We start from the raw sequence: 17,121 nt of genomic DNA, 5'->3' as shown, positions 1-17,121 counted from the left end.
TGCCTCCTGCCCATATTTTGGATGGTGGTAGGTCGGATTAGCGCGGCAACGCCGCGCGTAATCCGACATGAGCCGCCTGCAATGTGTCGGATTACGCGGCGTGCCGCTCATCCGACCTACGCGGGCTTTCACGCCAGGTGATGTGCCTCCTGCCCATATTTTGGATGGTGGTAGGTCGGATTAGCGCGGCAACGCCGCGCGTAATCCGACATGAGCCGCCAACAAGGTGTCGGATTACGCGCTTCCCGCGCTAATCCGACCTACATGGGTTGCATCGCCTTTACGCCAGGTGATGCACTTCCTGCTGCCCATACACGGGCGTGTTCAACCCTTCCATGCGCGCCTTCAGCTGCAGCGACAGGTATTGCGAATAATGGCGCGACTGGTGCAGGTTACCGCCGTGGAACCACAGCGCTTGCTGCTGCGTGGGTTTCCACATATTGCGCTGTTCTCCCTCCCACGGGCCCGGGTCCTTCGTCGTGGCCGAACCGAGGCCCCACACCTTGCCCACTTTATTCGCCACCTCGGGCGAGATCAGGTCGGCCGCCCAGCCGTTCATGGAGCCGTAGCCGGTGGCGTACACCACGAGGTCGGCGGGCAGCTCCGTGCCGTCGGACAGCACGATGGAATGGGCTTTCAGTTCCTGCACGCCGACCCCGCTTTTCAGCTTGATCTTGCCCTCGGCGACCAGCTCGGAGGCGCCCACGTCGATGTAGTAGCCGGAGCCGCGGCGCAGGTATTTCATGAACAGGCCCGAATCGTCGTCGCCGAAATCGAGCATGAAGCCGCGTTCTTCCAGGCGCGCATAAAAGTCCGCGTCGCGTTCGCGGATGGCCTTGAAGACGGGCTTCTGGAAGTCGGCAAGGATCTTGTACGGAATCGAGGCGAACGTCAGGTCCGCCTTGGCCGTCGTCATGCCAGCCGCCAGCGCCCGTTCCGAATACAGGTCGCCCAGCGCCAGGTCCATCAAGGAATCGGACTTGACGATGTGCGTCGACGAGCGCTGCACCATGGTCACGTCCACGCCCGCTTCCCACAGGGCGGCGCAGATATCGTGCGCGGAATTGTTCGCGCCGATGACGACCACCTTCTTGCCGGCATACGCGTCCGGTCCCGGATGCTGCGACGAGTGCTGCTGCTCGCCCTGGAACACGTCCATGCCCTTGAACTTCGGCATGTTCGCCTTGCCCGACATGCCCGTCGCCAGCACCAGCTGCTGCGGCTTCAGGGTGACGGGCTGGCCATCGCGCAGCACCTGCACCGTCCACTCGCCGCTGGCTTCGTTGAAGCTGGCCGATTCGCATGACGTCGAGCCCCAGTAGTTCAGCTCCATCACCTTGGTGTACATTTCCAGCCAGTCGCCGACCTTGTCCTTCGGCGTGAAGACGGGCCAGTTGTCGGGGAAAGGGATGTACGGCATGTGGTCGTACCAGACGGGGTCGTGCAGGCACAGCGATTTGTAGCGCTTGCGCCAGCTGTCGCCGGGACGGGCGTTTTTCTCGATGATGATGGTGGGGACGTTCAATTGCCGCAGGCGCGCGCCCAGCGCGATGCCGCCCTGGCCGCCGCCGATGATGACGCAGTAGGGCTGGCGCGCGTAGCCCAGTTCGGCCTTTTCCTGTTCGCGGTGCTCCAGCCAGCTGCTGCGGTTGGTGCGCGCCCCGTGTTCGGCGCCCATGGGCCGCCGGCCGCCCTTGGCTTCCTCAAAACCCTTCAATTCGCTCATGGTGGTGAGCAGGGTCCAGATCTTGCCGTCGCGGATGCGGATGAAGCCCACGCCGCGCGCCACGTTCGTTTCCACCGTGATCCAGCTTTGCAGCACGCCGCCCGCTTCCACCGCATGTTCGCCGTCGGCGATGCGGATGGCAACCGGCTGCACGGCGCCCAGCTGGGCGGTCAGCATGGCGGCGATCTGCCCGCAGCCTTCCAGGGTTTTCAGGTTCCAGGTAAACAGCACCAGGTCGCGCCAGTAGCCATCCTGTTCGAACAGCTGTGCGGCACCCGTGCCGTCGCTGGCGCGAAGACAGCCTTCGAGCTGCTCCAGGATGCCGGCCACGGCCAGGTCGTGCGGGTTGATTTCGGTTTGCATCGTGTCTCCTCCAAGTCTGCTGACTTTATGATGGGATGCGGCTGTGTTGCCGCTGACGATGTTGTAACACTGGCGTTCCGGCCCCGCATTCCGCAGCGCAGCATGGCGGAATATGAGACGGAAATCTCAGCTTGCCGGATGCCTTACTGGCGGTGCGGCGGCACGATGTGCAACTGCTTGATGCGCCGGTACAGGGTGGCGCGCGAGACGCCCAGCATGGCGGCCGCCTGCAGCGGGCGCCACTTGGCGGCGTTCATGGCGTTGACGATGCGCGTGCGCTCGGCCAGCTCCGGCGGCGTGCAGGCCGGCGCGTCCTGCGTCACGGGGGCCGCGTTCTTGATGCGTACCCGCGCGCTGGCCTGGCGCAGCGGCGCGCGCACGCGCGCGTGCAGCCAGGTGCTGCCGCCGGCCAGGCGCAGCGACAGCAGATTGTGTCCCGTACGCGCATCGAACAGCCGTTCGGCGCGCACTTCCAGCACCTCGGCGACGGGGCGGGGAAGGGCGTCCAGGCCCCCGATGACGTCGCGCGCGCAGCGGTTGGCGGCGACGATGTCGCCATGCTCGTCGATGGCGAGCAGCATCTCCGGCTGCACTTCCACGAAGTGGCGGTTGCGGTGCGCCAGCAGGATGCAGCAATGGCCATAGGAGGTGAGAAAAAAGCCGTCCTCGATCAGGGTCGCGCCCTGGCGCACCAGCTGTTTGACCAGGCGCTGGCTGTCGCGCGCATCGGGCGAATTCAAGGCCGAGGCATCGAGCACGCCGATCAAGTCGCCGTGCGGTGAAAAGATCGGTGCGGCGCTGCAGGTCAGGCCCGTGAAGGCGGCGCGGAAGTGGTCGGTCTTGTGCACGGTGATGGCTTCCTGGTCGAGCAGCACGGAGGCGATGCCGCACGTGCCTTCTTCCTCCTCCGACCAGCACGAGCCCGGGTACAGGCCCGCCTTCTTGAATTCCTTGCGCTGGTCCGTGTCGACCGCGTAGTCGATCGTCACGCCGCGCGCGTTGGCGAGGATGACGCAGTAGCCCGCTTCGCGCACCATGGCGTGCAGGCGCGGCAGGCACTGGCCGGTGGAGCGCAGAAAATTTTCCTCGGACTGCTGGATGGCGCGCAGTTCGGCGCCCGTCAGGATGCGCGGCCCCGTGGTGGACGCGGGATCGAGCCGGTAGTCGTCCAGCGAGCGCCGGTACGACGACGCCAGTCTGGCCGTATCGGCGCCAGGATTGACGACGCGGCCGGCGATCAGGTCGCGCACGCGCTCGATATGGCTGGTCTGGCGGACGTAGGGCATGGCGCTCTCCGGTGTCTCGGTATCTGCTTTATGGTATTTCGTTTGTAGCACGAAGCCCCGGATGGCGCATCCTGCGCTGCAGCATGGGCTGCCGTGAGACGTTCGTCTCAACGCCTGGCGCCGCACAGTAGGATGCTTTACAACAATAAAAAAGAGCATCTCTGATAACATCCGTTCAAATCTGAGGTCAGCTATCGCAAGGGATACCTATGACAACGCAAGCGATGTTCCCCGTGCGCAGCTCACTCATCCTGGCCCTGCTGGGCTGGAGCGCCGCCTGCGCCGCCGCCGGCCAGCTCGATCCCGATGGCCAGAGCAGCATGGAAAAAGAGGTAGCCCGGCGCGCCGCCGTTGAACCGGCCATGGCCGCCGGCTGGCAAATGACGCGTTCCGTGGAAGCGGGCGTGCAGGTGGCCGGCGAGAGCAATCTGTTCTGGAAGCTGTCGAATACGCCGGCGCGCAATCCCGGCTTCGATTTCAATCCCTACTGGTACGAGTTCTATGTCAAGCCGGCGCTCGGTTTCAAGCGCAACCTGGGCGACGGCAAGCAGCTGTATGCGCGCGTGTCCGCCGTCGGCTCGGGCACCTTGCGCCACGATCCGTTTGGCGCGGGCGACACGGGCCGCATCTCGATCGAGGAATTCGTCGCCGGCATCCGCATGCCGCTCGGCGGCACGCGCGCCATGGTCGATGTGTCGGCCGGCGCGCAGAATTTCACGCTGGGTACCGGCATGCTGATCGCCAATGGCGGCTCGAACGGCTTTGACCGCGGCGCGCTGAAACTGGGGCCGCGCAAGGCTTTCCAGAATTCCGTGGTGGCCAGAATAAGCCAGGACGCGTTCAGCGCCCAGGCGTTTTATCTCGACCCGAATGAAAATCCCGACAACGATAGCGGCACGCGCGTCGTCGGCGTTGACGTCAGCTACGCGCCCGCGAACGACCGCAAGGCCGGCGTCGCGTATGGCAAGGTGCCCCGTTCGCATGCGGCGTATCCGCTGGCGGCGCCAGGCGGCATCGGCGCACCGCTGGCCGTGCCTGACGGCCGCAAGGACTTGCAGTTCGTGTATGGCTACGCGCGCGTTCCCGTGCTGCCCACCGTGCTGTCGAAAGGCTGGTTCGGCGTCGATGCCGCGCGCGAGTGGAATACGCGCGAGCCGATGCGGGCCTGGGGCTGGCGCACGGAAGGGGGCTTTTCGCTGCCCGACGTGGCGTGGACGCCGAAGTTCACGCTTGGCTACCAGAGCTTTTCCGGTGACGATCCGCGCACGGCGCGCAATGAGCGCTTCGATCCGCTGTTCTTCGAAGGCACGCCGGGCGCCTGGGCTTCGGGCAGCAAGGCGACCTGGGTCTTCGTCAATGCCAACGTGAATGCGCTGCAGGCCACCATCGAGCTGCACCCGACGCCGAAGGACACCGTGACCGCCTACCTGGCCCAGGTGCGGGCCAACCAGATGGGCAGCCCGCTGCAGTTCGGCCAGGCCACGCGCCTCGATGTGCCGGGCGGCGCGCCCGTGGTGATCGCCGGCGTGCTGCGCCCGATGCTGGCCAACGATGTCTTCGTCAAATACGTGCGCGTGGTGAACCCGAATACCTACCTGACCCTGGGCTTCAGCGCCTCGTTCGCGCAGTCGGGCGTGAACCAGCTGGTGAATGGTCAGGCCAGGACCTGGACGGGATGGCTGGCGAACGTGGTATGGGTTTATTAAATATTCTGTCTATCAAGGAGAGCATCGCATGAACGATTTTCCCAGCATGAAACGCTTGGCCCTGGCCGCCGCCTGCCTGGCGCTGTCCGCCGGCGCCCACGCGGCCGAGGCGACGGCGCCGCTGTCGGCCGCCGCCAGCGATCCGGCCGCATTGCAATGGATGGTGGGCGCGCCGCCGCCGGCCGACAAGATCATCCGTTTCGACGATGGCAGCTATTTCAATTTCCCGCAGCTGCGCTGGAGCGTGTCGCACTTCCGCCAGCTGATGCCGACGGTGGACGTCTCGCGCGGCTTGAAGGCACCCGTGCCCTTGAAACGCGCGCTGCGCACGGATATCGACAGCCTGCGCTTCACGCCTCTGGGGGCGAAGGAAACGATGACCTGGGAGCAGTCGCTGGGCGCCAACTACACGGACGGCATCGTGGTGCTGCACCGGGGCCGCATCGTGTATGAGCGTTACCTCGGCGTGCTCAAGGAAAGCGGTCAGCACGGCGCCATGTCCGTGACGAAGTCCGTCATGGGCACCCTGGGCGCGGCGCTGGTGGCCGAAGGCAAGCTCGATCCGGGCAAAAAAGTGGCCGATTACGTGCCGGAACTGGCCAAGTCCGCCTTTGGCGACGCCACCGTGCGCCAGGTGCTCGACATGACCACGGGCCTGAAATTCAGCGAAGATTATGCGGACCCGAAAGCGGAAGTGTGGCAGCACGCGGCGGCCGGCAGCCCGCTGCCCAAGCCCAAGGATTACACGGGGCCGCGCAGCTATTTCGAGTACCTGCAAACGGTGCAGCACGAGGGCCGGCATGGCGAGGCGTTCGGCTACCGCACGGTCAATTCCGACGTGCTGGGCTGGATCATCGCCCGTGTCACGGGGCAGAACGTCAACGACTACCTGTCCGAGCATGTCTGGCAAAAGCTGGGCGCCGAGCAGGATGCCTACATGACGGTCGATTCGACGGGCACGCCGTTTGCCGGCGGCGGCCTGAATGCGGGCTTGCGCGACCTGGCCCGCTTCGGCGAAATGCTGCGCAACGATGGCCGCTACAACGGCCAGCAGATTCTGCCCAAGGCAGCCGTCGACGATATCCGCCGCGGCGGCGACAAGCAGCTGTTCGCCAAGGGCGGCTACGATTTGCTCAAGGGCTGGAGCTACCGCGACATGTGGTGGGTCACGCATAACGACCATGGCGCCTACATGGCGCGCGGCGTGTACGGCCAGCGCATCTATGTCGATCCGAAGGCGGAAATGGTGATCGTGCGTTTCGCCTCGACGCCGACGGCGGCCAATGCGGCGAACGACCCGACCACCACGCCGGCCTTCGAAGCGCTGGGCAAGTTGCTGCTGGCCAAGCCGCAGTAGGTCGCCAGCAGTGCGGCTGAACGGGCACAACTGCAATATACTATCCTTTCGTCATCATTTGTTGCTTGAATGATAATTCATGCAGCGCACGCAAGGGGAACGCACCGTGGAAAGCAGCCAGCCGGACCAACCGCGCCCCCCGCTGTGGCGGCGCTTGCTGTGGCCGGTCGCCCAGCTGGGCTCGGCCTTCAAGCTGACGGGCACGCATCTGCTGCATCACGTGATCGGCGCCAGCCTGATCGCCGCGCTGATGCTGGTGCTGGAAGGTTTTCACGTGCTCGAATGGCTCGATGCGGCCATGCTGCGCGCCAGCGCGGAACAGGGGCAACTGCTGAACCGGGGCAAGGACCCGGGCGCCGCCTACCGGCCCGGCATCATCGAAATAGACCAGCCCGCGTTCGAACAGGTGTTCGACGAGCGCGAACCGCTGGAACGCACGCGCCTGGAACAAGTGATCGCCAGCGCCGCAGCGCGCGGCAGCAAGGTGCTGGCCATCGACCTGGACCTGGCGCCGGCCGTGTATGAACAACACAAGGATGGCGAGCGGCCGCTCGACCGCCTGCTCGACCGGCTGGCCGCCGAGGGCCGGAAACTGGTGCTGATCCTGCCCGAACAATCGGATCAGAATGCGAACCTGGCGTGGATACGCGCGCGCTGCGCGGCCGGCATCCACTTCGCCAGCCCGCGGATCCGCGAGCGCATGGGCGCCGTCACGCGTATCGAACTGAAAAGTCCCGTGCTGGCGGCAGTGGCCTTCGAGCTGGCGCACGGCGCCGACGAGCAGGAGCAACAGCAGCCCATGCCGGCCGTCCTGTCCGAGCAAAAGGAAGTGGTGGCGCTGGCCGGCCGCGTGTGCCAGCTGGCGCGGCGCACGGGCAGCGAAAAGGAATTGGCGCGCTGGGCGTTCGAACCCGTCATCCACGGCGACGCCAGGGCGGCGGCGGAACAGAACGCCGTCACCGCGCCGTTTCACCCGGCCGCCGTGGCGCCGGCCTTCCTGAATTCCACGCGCACGCGCGTACAACTGATCGATGGGCAGGCCGGCGTAGCGGCGAATGCACTACGCAAGAACGTCGTGTATATCGGCAGCACCTATGACGTGCGCGACCGCTACACGACGGCCGAAGGCGAGCAGGCCGGCCTGCACCTGCACGCGGCTGCCCACACGTCGCTGGGCATCGGCACGGCCGACGTGAATAAATACGTGGTGTTCGCGGCCGACATCGTCATCGGCGTGCTGCTGGGCTGCCTGTTCGGCGGCCTGTGGACCCTGTACGGCCGCGCCGAGCTGGCCATCGACAAGCGCATGGAAGACCACGATTTCAGCCGCCTGCACCGCGTGGGCACCGTGGCGGAATTCTATGGCATCCGCCTGATGCTGGCGCTGGTGTGGGCTTCGCCGTTCGCCATCGGCGCGCTGGCCATCTACCTGTCGCGCGGCTTGCTTGAGCAGGGTTGGTGGGTCAATCCCGGGCCCCTGATCGCCGGCATGTTCCTGCACGCGATGTCGCTGCGCGACGAAGCCCACCACCCGTACGAGGAAGTGCCGGGCCTGTCCGTATGGGCCCAGCTGCGCCGCACGCATCCGGGCATCGTGCTGGTGCAGGCGCCGCTGGCGCTGCTGCTGTTGATCGTCGCCGTGATCTAGCGCAAACCGTGGCGCCGCGGCGGCGCTAAACTGGGCGCCTTTTTCATATTGCAGGAGGATGCCATGCTGACGGGAGGATGTTTGTGCGGCGAGGTCCGCTATGACGCTGGCGCGGACAGCTTTCATCAAAGCGCCTGCCACTGTTCCGTGTGCCGCCGCGCGTCGGGCGCGCCGTTTGTCGCCTGGTTCAGCGTGCCACGGGCGAACTTTCGCTGGCGGCAGGGGCAAGCCATGTCGTATGCGTCCAGCGTCCATGGCACGCGCAGCTTTTGTCCCCGCTGCGGCACGCAGCTGACCTTTGAAGACAGTGCCTATCCCGATGAAGTCGACGTGACTACCTGCAGCCTGGACAATCCCGAACAGCTGCCGCCGCACAGCCATATCTATACGGGCACGCAGCTGGAGTGGGTGAAGCTGGCCGATGGCTTGCCGCGCTATCGGGGCTCGCGCAGCGAGGAGGAGGAGCCTGGAGGGAAGGCGAGCAGGTCGGATTAGCCCGGCGGGCGTAATCCGACGTGTCGTTGCCGCTCAAGGACGCGGCATTCTGTCGGCGAGCGCACTGCCGCGCCATTGCCCTATTTTTGGATGATAGTGGCATTGTCGGATTACGCTACGCTAATCCGACCTACGTGAGCCATGGTTTCAGCCGATCAGCTTCAAGCCCGGCGGCAGCGCCTCGCCCAGCATGCGCCGGGTAGCTGTTTCATCCAGCTGTGTCACTTCGCTGACCATCGTTTGCCACAGGGGCGGTGCGCCCACCGCTTTCAGGCGGGCGAGGATGGTGGCCCGCAGGTCGTCGGCGATGTCGCGTGAGCGGTCGCCCGTCATGCGCGCCAGGTGGGCGGCGGCAAACGCCGCCGGTTCCACTTTTTTCCAGTCCAGCGCCAGCAGCACGTGCAGCCAGTCGGCCACGGTGTCGCTGTCGACCACTTCGTGCGCGCTGCCGTGGAAGGGCTGGCGCGCGCCGACCCTGGCCAGCGCCCACAGGGTATTTGTGTCCGCCGCTTCGCCCCTTTTATCAGCCTTTTGCAGGCGCTTGATCAGCCAGGCGCCCACTTCGGCCTTGTAGGCGCCGGGGATGCGCTCGAGCGATGCGCCCAGGCGCAGCATGTCGTCGTCGCTGCCGTTGACGAGGGTGACGGGGCGGCTGCCGCGCTGGGCCGCATCGGCTTGCAGGTTGAAGGCGAAGTCGTCGAGCAGGCGCAGCTGCTGCTCCGAACTCAAGCCGCCGGCGACCCTGCGCCACAGGGTCCACCATTCGGCGCACACCTGGTTGTCCTTGTGATGCTGGACGCCCGCGTCGAACAGGGCCCACAGCTGCTCGATACGCCACGGGTCGAGCGCATCGCCATAACCGGGCCGCAGACAGTAGCCGGCCAGATTCAGCCACACCCGCTCATGCTCGGCGGAGCGGCGCCGGCCACGGGCGCGCAGCATCAGGGCGTCGAACAGCTGGCGCAGCAAGGGCGTATCCCAGCTTTCGCGCCCGCCCAGTCCCCGTTCCAGGTGCTGGCGCAGCTGGCGCACTTCCTTGGTCTCGACCTTTTGCGCCTTGCCGCCGAAGATGCGCTCGATCTTCTCGGCCGCTTCCTTCACGCGCGGCGGCACGCTGGACGTGTCGGCCTGCGTTTCCTCCTCGCCACGCAACTGGAATTCCAGCAGCCACCGCTGGTCGGCATCGGCTTCGGCCACGCAGTGCACTTCCAAGGTGCCCACTTCCGTCATCACGGTGGCCAGCTGCACGGTGATCTCGCGCTTGTCATTGCCGTCGCTGGCGTGCAGCACGCTGGCCAGCGGCGGCAGGCGCAAGTATTCTCCGGCGTTCAGGTCGACGATCTCGCCCAACTTGGGCGGCGTGCCCGACTCAAAGAGGGAAGTGGCCAGGTGGAAGCGCACGGGCCGGCCCAGGCGCAGCGCGAACAGGCGCTCCGTCAGGCGGATTTCCTCGCCGCTGGCACTGCCGCGGGGCAGGATGCAGACGGCGCGATGGTCCTTGCCCGCCTCGCCCAGCACGAGGAAATAGCTGCGCGGCGAGCCACCGCCGATGCGCGGCGCCTGGCCCCGTCGCGCCAGCGCGTAGGCGACGGCGCCACGGGCCACGGCCACGTCGGGGTTATCGTTGTGCAGGATGGTGAGGGGCTGGCCCCGCCAGTGCGCCAGCGTCTCGGCCAAGCGGCGCGCCAGCGCGTCGGCGCGGAACACGCCGCCATTGAGCAGCAGGGTGTCGGGCAGTGGCCCTTGGTGCTGTTGCAAAAAGCTGGCCAGGTGGCGCGTGATGGCCGCGTCCTGCGCATACGGCAGGCCGAATTCGACGATGCCGGCGCGGCCCTTTTTCGCCGTGTCGCCCAGTTCCACCTTCGGGAAGAAGCCGTCGACCACCAGGGCTGCCACTTCCTCGCGCGTGACGTCGGCGGAACGGCTGCCGCCGATCAAACGCGATCCCGCGCCCAGCAGGGTCACGGTGACGCTGTCGGGCGCGTCGCTCGACAGCAGCAATTCCTTGGCGGCGCGGCAGCGCTCCATCAGTTGTGACAAGCGTGCGGCAGACAGTTTCATGCCGCCTTCGCTGCCTGCCGCCATGCGCGTTTCCACCAGGTGGGCCAGCGCCAGGTCCATATTGTCGCCGCCGAGGATCAGGTGGTTGCCCACGCTGCTGCGCGTGAGCTGCGGTGCGCCGTCGTCATCGAAGGCCACGTCGATCAGGCTGAAATCGGTGGTGCCGCCGCCCACGTCGCACACCAGAATGCGGCGCGTCTGTGCCAGGTCAGCACGCAGGGTGGCGCGCCGGCGGTGCAGGTAGTCATAAAAGGCGGCCTGCGGCTCTTCCACCAGCCGTAAGGTGGGCAAGCCCGCCATGCGCGCCGCTGCCAATGTGAGTGCGCGCGCACCCTCGTCGAACGAGGCGGGAATGGTCAGCACCAGTTCCTGCTGTTCCAGGGGAGCGTGCGGGAAGCGGTGATTCCACGCGGCGCGCACGTAGGCGAGGTAGCTGGCACTGGCCGCCACGGGCGAGACCTTGGCCACGTCGGCATCGGCGCCCCACGGCAAAATCGGCGCCTGGCGGTCCACGTTCGCATGCGACAGCCAGCTCTTCGCGCTGGTGACCAGCCGGCCCGGCACCTGGGCGCCGAGCTGGCGCGCGAAGGCGCCCAGCACGGCATGCTCAACGTCCTGCTGCGGCCATGGCAGCTGCAAATCGCCCGCCGCCAGTTCGCCGGCGGCGGGGTGGTAGCGCAAGGACGGCAGCAGGGGGCGTGCGCCCACTTCGCCGGGCGCGACCAGCTGCTCGATGGCGAACAGCTCGATGTCCGCCTGCCCATCTGCCGCTTTGGCCGCATTGGCGTACGCCACCACCGTGTTGGTGGTGCCCAGGTCGATGCCGACCAGGAAGGCCGGCTTGCCCGCAGCGTTGCCCATGTTTATTGCTGCGGCGCGCCGCGCACGTCGAATTCCACCTTCCAGCGCTCGGCGCCGTCAGGGGAAACGGCCAGCAGCTCCAGGGTGCCCGCTTCCGTCACTCTGGCGTGCAGCTTGACTTGCACCACGTCGCCGGCCTGACGGCCTTCGGCGGACAGGGTCGCCTGGATTTCGCTCAGCTCCTGCAATTCATCGGGACCCCAGAAGTCGAGCAAGTCGCCGATCTGGTCGTTGCGGCGCGTGGACGAGGCGAAGAAGCGGAAATGCACGGGTTCGCCCACGACGAGGCCGAATTGCTGGCCCGGCAGTTCCAGCTCGCTGCCTTCTTCCATGCCGAACGGCGCCACGCACAGGGCCTGGATCGGCGGTTCCATGCCGGGGATGGCGGGCATGGCCGATTCGATGGCCACATAAAAGGCGCTGGCCGTGCCGCCGCGGATGCGCACGCCGTGGCCGCGCCGTACGTAGCTGTAGTAGGCCGCGCCACGGGCGACGGCCAGGTCCAGGTCGGCCCCGGCCAGCATGCGCGCCGGCTCCGCGCCTTCCATGTACAGCCAGTCGTTGACGGTGGCCATGATGCGCTGCACCAGCAAGTCGGACTTGAAGACGCCGCCGTTGAACAGCACGGCCGTCGGATGCAAGAAGCTGGCGCCTTCCGCCTGGCGGCCCGCAAAACCTTCCAGTTCGCTGGTCGCCGCCACTTGGCGGCCCAGGAAGGCGGCCAGGTGGCGCGTGATGGCCGCGTCCTGCGCATACGGCAAGCCCAGTTGCGTCAGGCCGGCGCGCGTGCGCACGGCAGGGCGGCTCGACGCTTCCACCTGCGGGAAGAAGCCGTCGAGAATGAAGGTGGACACTTCCGCGCGCGTCAGTTCCGTGCGGATGGAGCCGCCGATCAGTTTCGAGCCGCGGCTCGGCACGACGATCGGTGCCACATCGAGGCCGCTGTCGGCCAGCAGGCTTTCCTTGGCGCTGCGGCAGCCATAAGTGAGTGCGCGCATTTGCCAGGCGTCCAGCTGGGTGCCATTGGCGGCCAGCTTGCGCGCCACCAAGTGGGCCAGGGCCAGGTCCATATTGTCGCCGCCGAGCAGGATGTGTTCGCCGACGGCCACGCGGTGCGGTTCCAGCACGCCGTCGCGCTCGAGCACGGCGATCAGCGAAAAGTCGCTGGTGCCGCCGCCCACGTCGACCACTAAAATGATGTCGCCCGGCTTGACTTCCTTGCGCCAGCGGCCTTCGCTGGTCTGTATCCAGCTGTACAGTGCCGCCTGCGGCTCTTCCAGCAGGGTCAGCGAGGTGTAGCCGGCCGCCTGTGCCGCTTCCATCGTCAGCTCGCGCGCGGCCGGGTCGAACGAGGCGGGTATCGTCACCGTGATTTCCTGCTCGGCGAACGGCGCTTGCGGGTGGGCGTTGTCCCAGGCCTGGCGCAAGTGCGTCAGGTAGCGCGTGGCGGCCGTGATCGGGGAGATGCGCGCCACTTCCGCCGGCGCGTCGTTCGGCAGGATCGCCGCGCGGCGGTCCACGCCCGGGTGGCACAGCCAGCTTTTCGCACTCGACACCAGACGGATGGGCGTGGTGGCGCCGCGGCTGCGGGCCATTTCGCCCACGACGAACGGCGCTTCGGCTTCCTCGGTGACCCAGGGCAGGGCCAGGTCGCCCGCCGCCACTTCGTCGGCGTGCGGCAGGTAAACGAAGGACGGCAGCAGCGGCAATTCTTCGACGGTGCCCGGTGCCGACAGTTGCGGCACTTTCAGCACGCCGTGGCTGGATTGCTCGCCGTCGCTCTCGACCAGGTTCACATATGACAGGGCGCTGTGGGTGGTGCCCAGGTCGATGCCGATGGCGTAGCGCGGGGTGTTGTTGGCTTGATCGCTCACAGTTCCACCTCGGCCGGTGCCAGGATGGCGGCATCGTGTTGCTCGCTCAGCTTCGGCAGGCGCACGCTGGAGGCGCGCCAGCCGCGGTGGCTCAGGGTGCCCGTAAACGGCGCCGAGCCGATCACGTTGCCCGTCAGGCGTACTTGCGCGGAATCAAAACCTTCCTGCAGCACGATGCGGCTGCCCTCGGCTTCCTGGCGCACGGCGTCGATGGTGAAGTATTCACGCATGACCTTGGCGCAGCCTTCATGCACGACGCGGGCGGCCGCGCCGATGTCGGCATCGGCATGGCTGCCCAGGTTTTCCTGGGTGAAGTCGATCAAGCGCGCTTCGCGTTGCAGCAGGGCCAGCAATTGCAGGGCCGCGTCCGGTGTCGCTTCTTTCAAAATGACGGGGGCGGCTGCCGGCGTCGGCACGGGCGCCGGAGCAGGGGCCACGGGTGCCACGGGGGCGGCCTCGGGCAGCGACAGCTTTTCCACGCGGGCCGCATAGGCGGCGTCCGACAGGGTGTTGAAGAAGGCGCCGAAGGCCAGCGGGACACGGCGCCAGAACGATGGGTGGGACGATGGTGTGCTCATAGGAACTCGTTTCTCTGATCTGTAGGGTGGCGTCGGCGGCGGGGGCCGCTTCGCAAGGTAGTGCCATGTGCGGGGCCAACAGGGCCGGCTGCGTTTGCCCGCATGATACCAGCTACCGGGCCGGCGCCAAAGTCACCGGCCCCCGCGCAGCGAGCCTGAGGCGTGGATTTTCTTTGTTCCTGCGCAAAGAAACGCTGAATGTTGCGCCGCTTCGACTAAAATCGCGCATTATCTTTTCGCATTGCCTTTATGCCATGTCTACCGACTTTTCCCCCGACTTTTCCGTATATCTAGCCAGCAGCCTGTATATCAATAGCGATCATCCGGCCGTGCGCGCCAAGGCGGCCGAACTGGCGGCAGGCGCCGTAGGCGACGCCGCCATCGCGGCCCGCTGCTTTGCCTTCGTGCGCGACGAAGTCGCCCACAGCTGGGACTACCAGCGCAATCCCGTCACCTGCCGCGCTTCCGACGTGTTGCAGCATGGCACGGGCTACTGTTATGCGAAGAGCCATCTGCTGGCCGCGCTGCTGCGCGCCAACGGCATTCCCGCCGGCCTGTGCTACCAGCGCCTGGCCGTGGGGGAAGCGGGCCCGCCGTTTTGCCTGCATGGCTTGAACGCCGTGTATCTGCAGGATGTTGGCTGGTACCGCATCGATGCGCGCGGCAACAAGCCTGGTGTCGCGGCCGCCTTCACGCCGCCGCAGGAACAGCTGGCCTTTCCCGTGCTGGCGCCGGAAGAGCGCGATTTGCCGGAAATCTGGCCGGCACCGCTGCCCCAGGTGATCGCCTCGCTGACCGGCCATGCGACCGTGCAGGATGTGGCGGCGCACTTGCCCGATATCGAATTGTTGCCGCTGAAAAAATAATTTCAAGAAAGAAATCATGAAAAAAGTGTCTCTTGGTCTGTTCGGCCTGTTGCTGCTGGCCGGTTGCGGCGGCAAGGGCGAGAGCGGCGGGCAATCGAGCGCCGCGCGTCTCGATGGCAAGGAAAAAGGCAGCGAGTTTCTTGCCTATGAACACAATGTCAGCGTCGATACGAGCGAGGCGCAAGTGCGGCCTCTGTATGAAAAAGTGGTCGCCGCCTGCAAGGCCGATACGGAAAACGGCTGTTTGCTGCTCGATTCCAGCCTCGACAGCGGCCGCTACGTGCATGCGCGCATCAGCATGCGCGCCAAGCCGGCCGGCATCAAAAAGCTCGTCGCGCTGGTCGCGGCCGAAGGCGACGTCACCAGCCAGGGCACCAAGGTGGAAGACCTGGGCCGTCCTGTGCTCGACAGCAAGAAGCGCCTGGAGATGCTGAAACAGTACCAGGCGCAGCTGCAAGACCTGGAAAAGCGCTCTGGCGCGAATGTCGATGCGCTGATCAAGGTGACGAAGGAGCTGGCCACCGTGCAAGTGGAGCTGGAGCAGGCGACGGCGGCCAATGCGCTATTAATGCAGCGCATCGACACGGACTTGCTGAACGTAATGATCAGCGCTGAAGGCAAGCAATCGTTCTGGCGGCCCGTCAAGCGTGCGCTGGGCAATTTCACGGACAACCTGTCGGAAGGCGTGGCCAACGCCATCACGGCCATGGCTTACATCCTGCCGTGGCTGATCGCTTTCGTGCTGCTGTTCCCGCTGGGCCGCAAGGGCTGGCGCCGCTTGAGAGGCTTGCCGCGCAAGGATTAAAGCCTCCGGCGCACCGTTTTACGGCAATTTGAAACCTGGCTGCACAGTCCTTGTGCAGCCAGGTTTTTTTTCGTGCGGCGAGCGCCGCGTGCACCATGGCGGACAGCTGTAGGCGCTGGCACGCATTCTGCTTTAACAACATGGCAGGCCCAGCTCGACCCCACGAACCCATCACAGGAGTCCCCATGTCACGACGCATCATCCTGAAAGCGGCCGCCGCCGGCGCATTCGCCCTGGCCACGTCCACTTATATGCAGGCAGCCCTGGCCGCCGATACGATCAAGGTCGGCATCTTGCACTCCCTGTCGGGCACCATGGCCATCTCCGAAACATCGCTCAAGGATGTGGCGCTGATGACGATTGCCGAGATCAATGCCAAGGGTGGCGTGCTGGGCAAGAAGCTGGAAGCCGTCGTCGTCGACCCCGCGTCGAACTGGCCTTTGTTCGCGGAAAAAGCGAGACAACTGGTAGCGCAAGACAAGGTGGCCGTGGTATTCGGCTGCTGGACGTCCGTGTCGCGCAAGTCGGTTTTGCCCGTCTTCAAGGAACTCAACAGCCTGCTGTTTTACCCGGTGCAATACGAGGGCGAGGAGCTGGAAAAGAATGTGTTTTATACGGGCGCCGCGCCCAACCAGCAGGCGATTCCCGCCGTCGAATACCTGATGAGCACAGATGGCGGCGGCGCCAAGCGCTTCGTGCTGCTGGGCACGGATTATGTATACCCGCGCACCACCAACAAGATCCTGCGCGCCTTCCTGAAAAGCAAGGGAGTCAAGGATAGCGATATCAGCGAGGTCTACACGCCGTTCGGCCACGCCGACTATCAAACCATCGTCGCCAATATCAAGAAGTTTTCCACCGGCGGCAAGACGGCCGTCATTTCCACCATCAATGGCGATTCCAACGTGCCTTTCTACAAGGAACTGGGCAATGCGGGCCTGAAAGCGACGGACGTGCCCGTCGTCGCGTTTTCCGTGGGCGAGGAAGAGCTGCGCGGCATCGATACCAAACCCTTGCTCGGTCACCTGGCGGCGTGGAATTACTTTGAATCCGTCAAGAACCCCGTGAATACCGCTTTCATCAAGCAGTGGAAGGCGTACGCCGTGGCGCAAAAGCTGCCGAACGCGGGTTCGGTGGTGACGAACGACCCGATGGAAGCGACCTATGTTGGCATCCACATGTGGGCGCAAGCCGTGGAAAAAGCGAAATCGACGGACACGGACAAGGTGATTGCCGCCATGGCGGGCCAGAGCGTCAAGGCGCCATCGGGCTTCACCCTGACCATGGATGCAACGAACCACCACTTGCACAAGCCCGTGATGATCGGCGAGATCAAGGCCGATGGGCAATTCAATGTCGTGTGGAAAACCAAGGAACCGATACGCGCCCAGCCGTGGAGCCCGTATATCAAGGGCAATGAGGGCAAGCAGAAGCTGTAAAAAGCTTGCGCCTCGATTCGTCGCCGCAACCCCAGGCAAAGAGCTGGGGTCAGACC

Annotated in this window: 12 protein-coding genes; 7 read left to right on the top strand and 5 right to left on the bottom strand. The window is 65.7% G+C overall.

Annotation, left to right across the window (positions count from 1 at the left end; translation table 11 throughout):
- Positions 1-280: 280 nt before the first annotated feature.
- The gene (locus AC1RBA_RS06290) at positions 281-2,089 is read right to left on the bottom strand and encodes an NAD(P)-binding domain-containing protein (protein ID WP_492417286.1); all 1,809 of its coding nucleotides are present in this window, start codon (positions 2,087-2,089) and stop codon (positions 281-283) included.
- 143 nt (positions 2,090-2,232) lie between these two features.
- Positions 2,233-3,375, bottom strand: a complete 1,143-nt coding sequence (locus AC1RBA_RS06285; protein ID WP_492417284.1) for a sigma-54-dependent Fis family transcriptional regulator — start codon at positions 3,373-3,375, stop codon at positions 2,233-2,235.
- Between the two features lie 209 nt (positions 3,376-3,584).
- Here AC1RBA_RS06285 and AC1RBA_RS06280 point away from each other — a divergent pair, with 209 nt between their 5' ends.
- The 4 genes from AC1RBA_RS06280 (at position 3,585) to AC1RBA_RS06265 (ending at position 8,581) form a co-directional block, all read left to right on the top strand.
- Positions 3,585-5,081, top strand: coding sequence for an alginate export family protein (locus AC1RBA_RS06280; protein ID WP_492417282.1), 1,497 nt, complete (start codon positions 3,585-3,587; stop codon positions 5,079-5,081).
- Between the two features lie 28 nt (positions 5,082-5,109).
- Complete coding sequence (locus AC1RBA_RS06275; RefSeq protein WP_492417280.1) at positions 5,110-6,438, top strand: serine hydrolase domain-containing protein; 1,329 nt, start codon at positions 5,110-5,112, stop codon at positions 6,436-6,438.
- A gap of 79 nt (positions 6,439-6,517) precedes the next feature.
- The gene (locus AC1RBA_RS06270; protein ID WP_492417278.1) at positions 6,518-8,086 is read left to right on the top strand and encodes a CHASE2 domain-containing protein; all 1,569 of its coding nucleotides are present in this window, start codon (positions 6,518-6,520) and stop codon (positions 8,084-8,086) included.
- A gap of 63 nt (positions 8,087-8,149) precedes the next feature.
- Positions 8,150-8,581 carry a GFA family protein gene (locus tag AC1RBA_RS06265; RefSeq protein WP_070290728.1) on the top strand — a complete coding sequence of 144 codons (432 nt, stop codon included), beginning with the start codon at positions 8,150-8,152 and terminating at the stop codon, positions 8,579-8,581.
- A 147-nt stretch (positions 8,582-8,728) separates the two neighbouring features.
- Here AC1RBA_RS06265 and AC1RBA_RS06260 read toward each other — a convergent pair whose 3' ends face one another.
- From AC1RBA_RS06260 to AC1RBA_RS06250, 3 genes are read right to left on the bottom strand one after another with little or no spacing between them, the layout of a single operon-like run.
- Positions 8,729-11,503 (bottom strand): Hsp70 family protein, encoded by a 2,775-nt coding sequence (locus tag AC1RBA_RS06260; protein WP_492417276.1) that lies wholly within the window; start codon positions 11,501-11,503, stop codon positions 8,729-8,731.
- 2 nt (positions 11,504-11,505) lie between these two features.
- The gene (locus AC1RBA_RS06255; protein ID WP_492417274.1) at positions 11,506-13,377 is read right to left on the bottom strand and encodes an Hsp70 family protein; all 1,872 of its coding nucleotides are present in this window, start codon (positions 13,375-13,377) and stop codon (positions 11,506-11,508) included.
- On the bottom strand, positions 13,374-13,955 hold the full coding sequence (locus AC1RBA_RS06250) for a DUF2760 domain-containing protein (RefSeq protein WP_492417272.1): 582 nt from the start codon (positions 13,953-13,955) through the stop codon (positions 13,374-13,376). The genes AC1RBA_RS06255 and AC1RBA_RS06250 overlap by 4 nt, the downstream gene beginning before the upstream one ends.
- A 254-nt stretch (positions 13,956-14,209) precedes the next feature.
- On the opposite strand from AC1RBA_RS06250, the gene AC1RBA_RS06245 reads away from it, so the two are divergent.
- The 3 genes from AC1RBA_RS06245 (at position 14,210) to urtA (ending at position 17,065) form a co-directional block, all read left to right on the top strand.
- On the top strand, positions 14,210-14,821 hold the full coding sequence (locus AC1RBA_RS06245; protein WP_492417270.1) for a transglutaminase-like domain-containing protein: 612 nt from the start codon (positions 14,210-14,212) through the stop codon (positions 14,819-14,821).
- A 16-nt stretch (positions 14,822-14,837) separates the two neighbouring features.
- Positions 14,838-15,626: a DUF4349 domain-containing protein gene (locus AC1RBA_RS06240; RefSeq protein WP_492417268.1), complete on the top strand. Its 789-nt coding sequence runs from the start codon at positions 14,838-14,840 to the stop codon at positions 15,624-15,626.
- A gap of 185 nt (positions 15,627-15,811) precedes the next feature.
- Positions 15,812-17,065 carry an urea ABC transporter substrate-binding protein gene (gene urtA, locus AC1RBA_RS06235; protein ID WP_070313200.1) on the top strand — a complete coding sequence of 418 codons (1,254 nt, stop codon included), beginning with the start codon at positions 15,812-15,814 and terminating at the stop codon, positions 17,063-17,065.
- Positions 17,066-17,121: the final 56 nt, after the last annotated feature.

It is taken from the genome of Janthinobacterium sp. GW823-FHT03B06 (genome assembly GCF_058796955.1).
The sequence above is the reverse complement of the archived record's forward strand: the minus strand, read 5'-3'. Positions and strand labels throughout refer to the sequence as shown.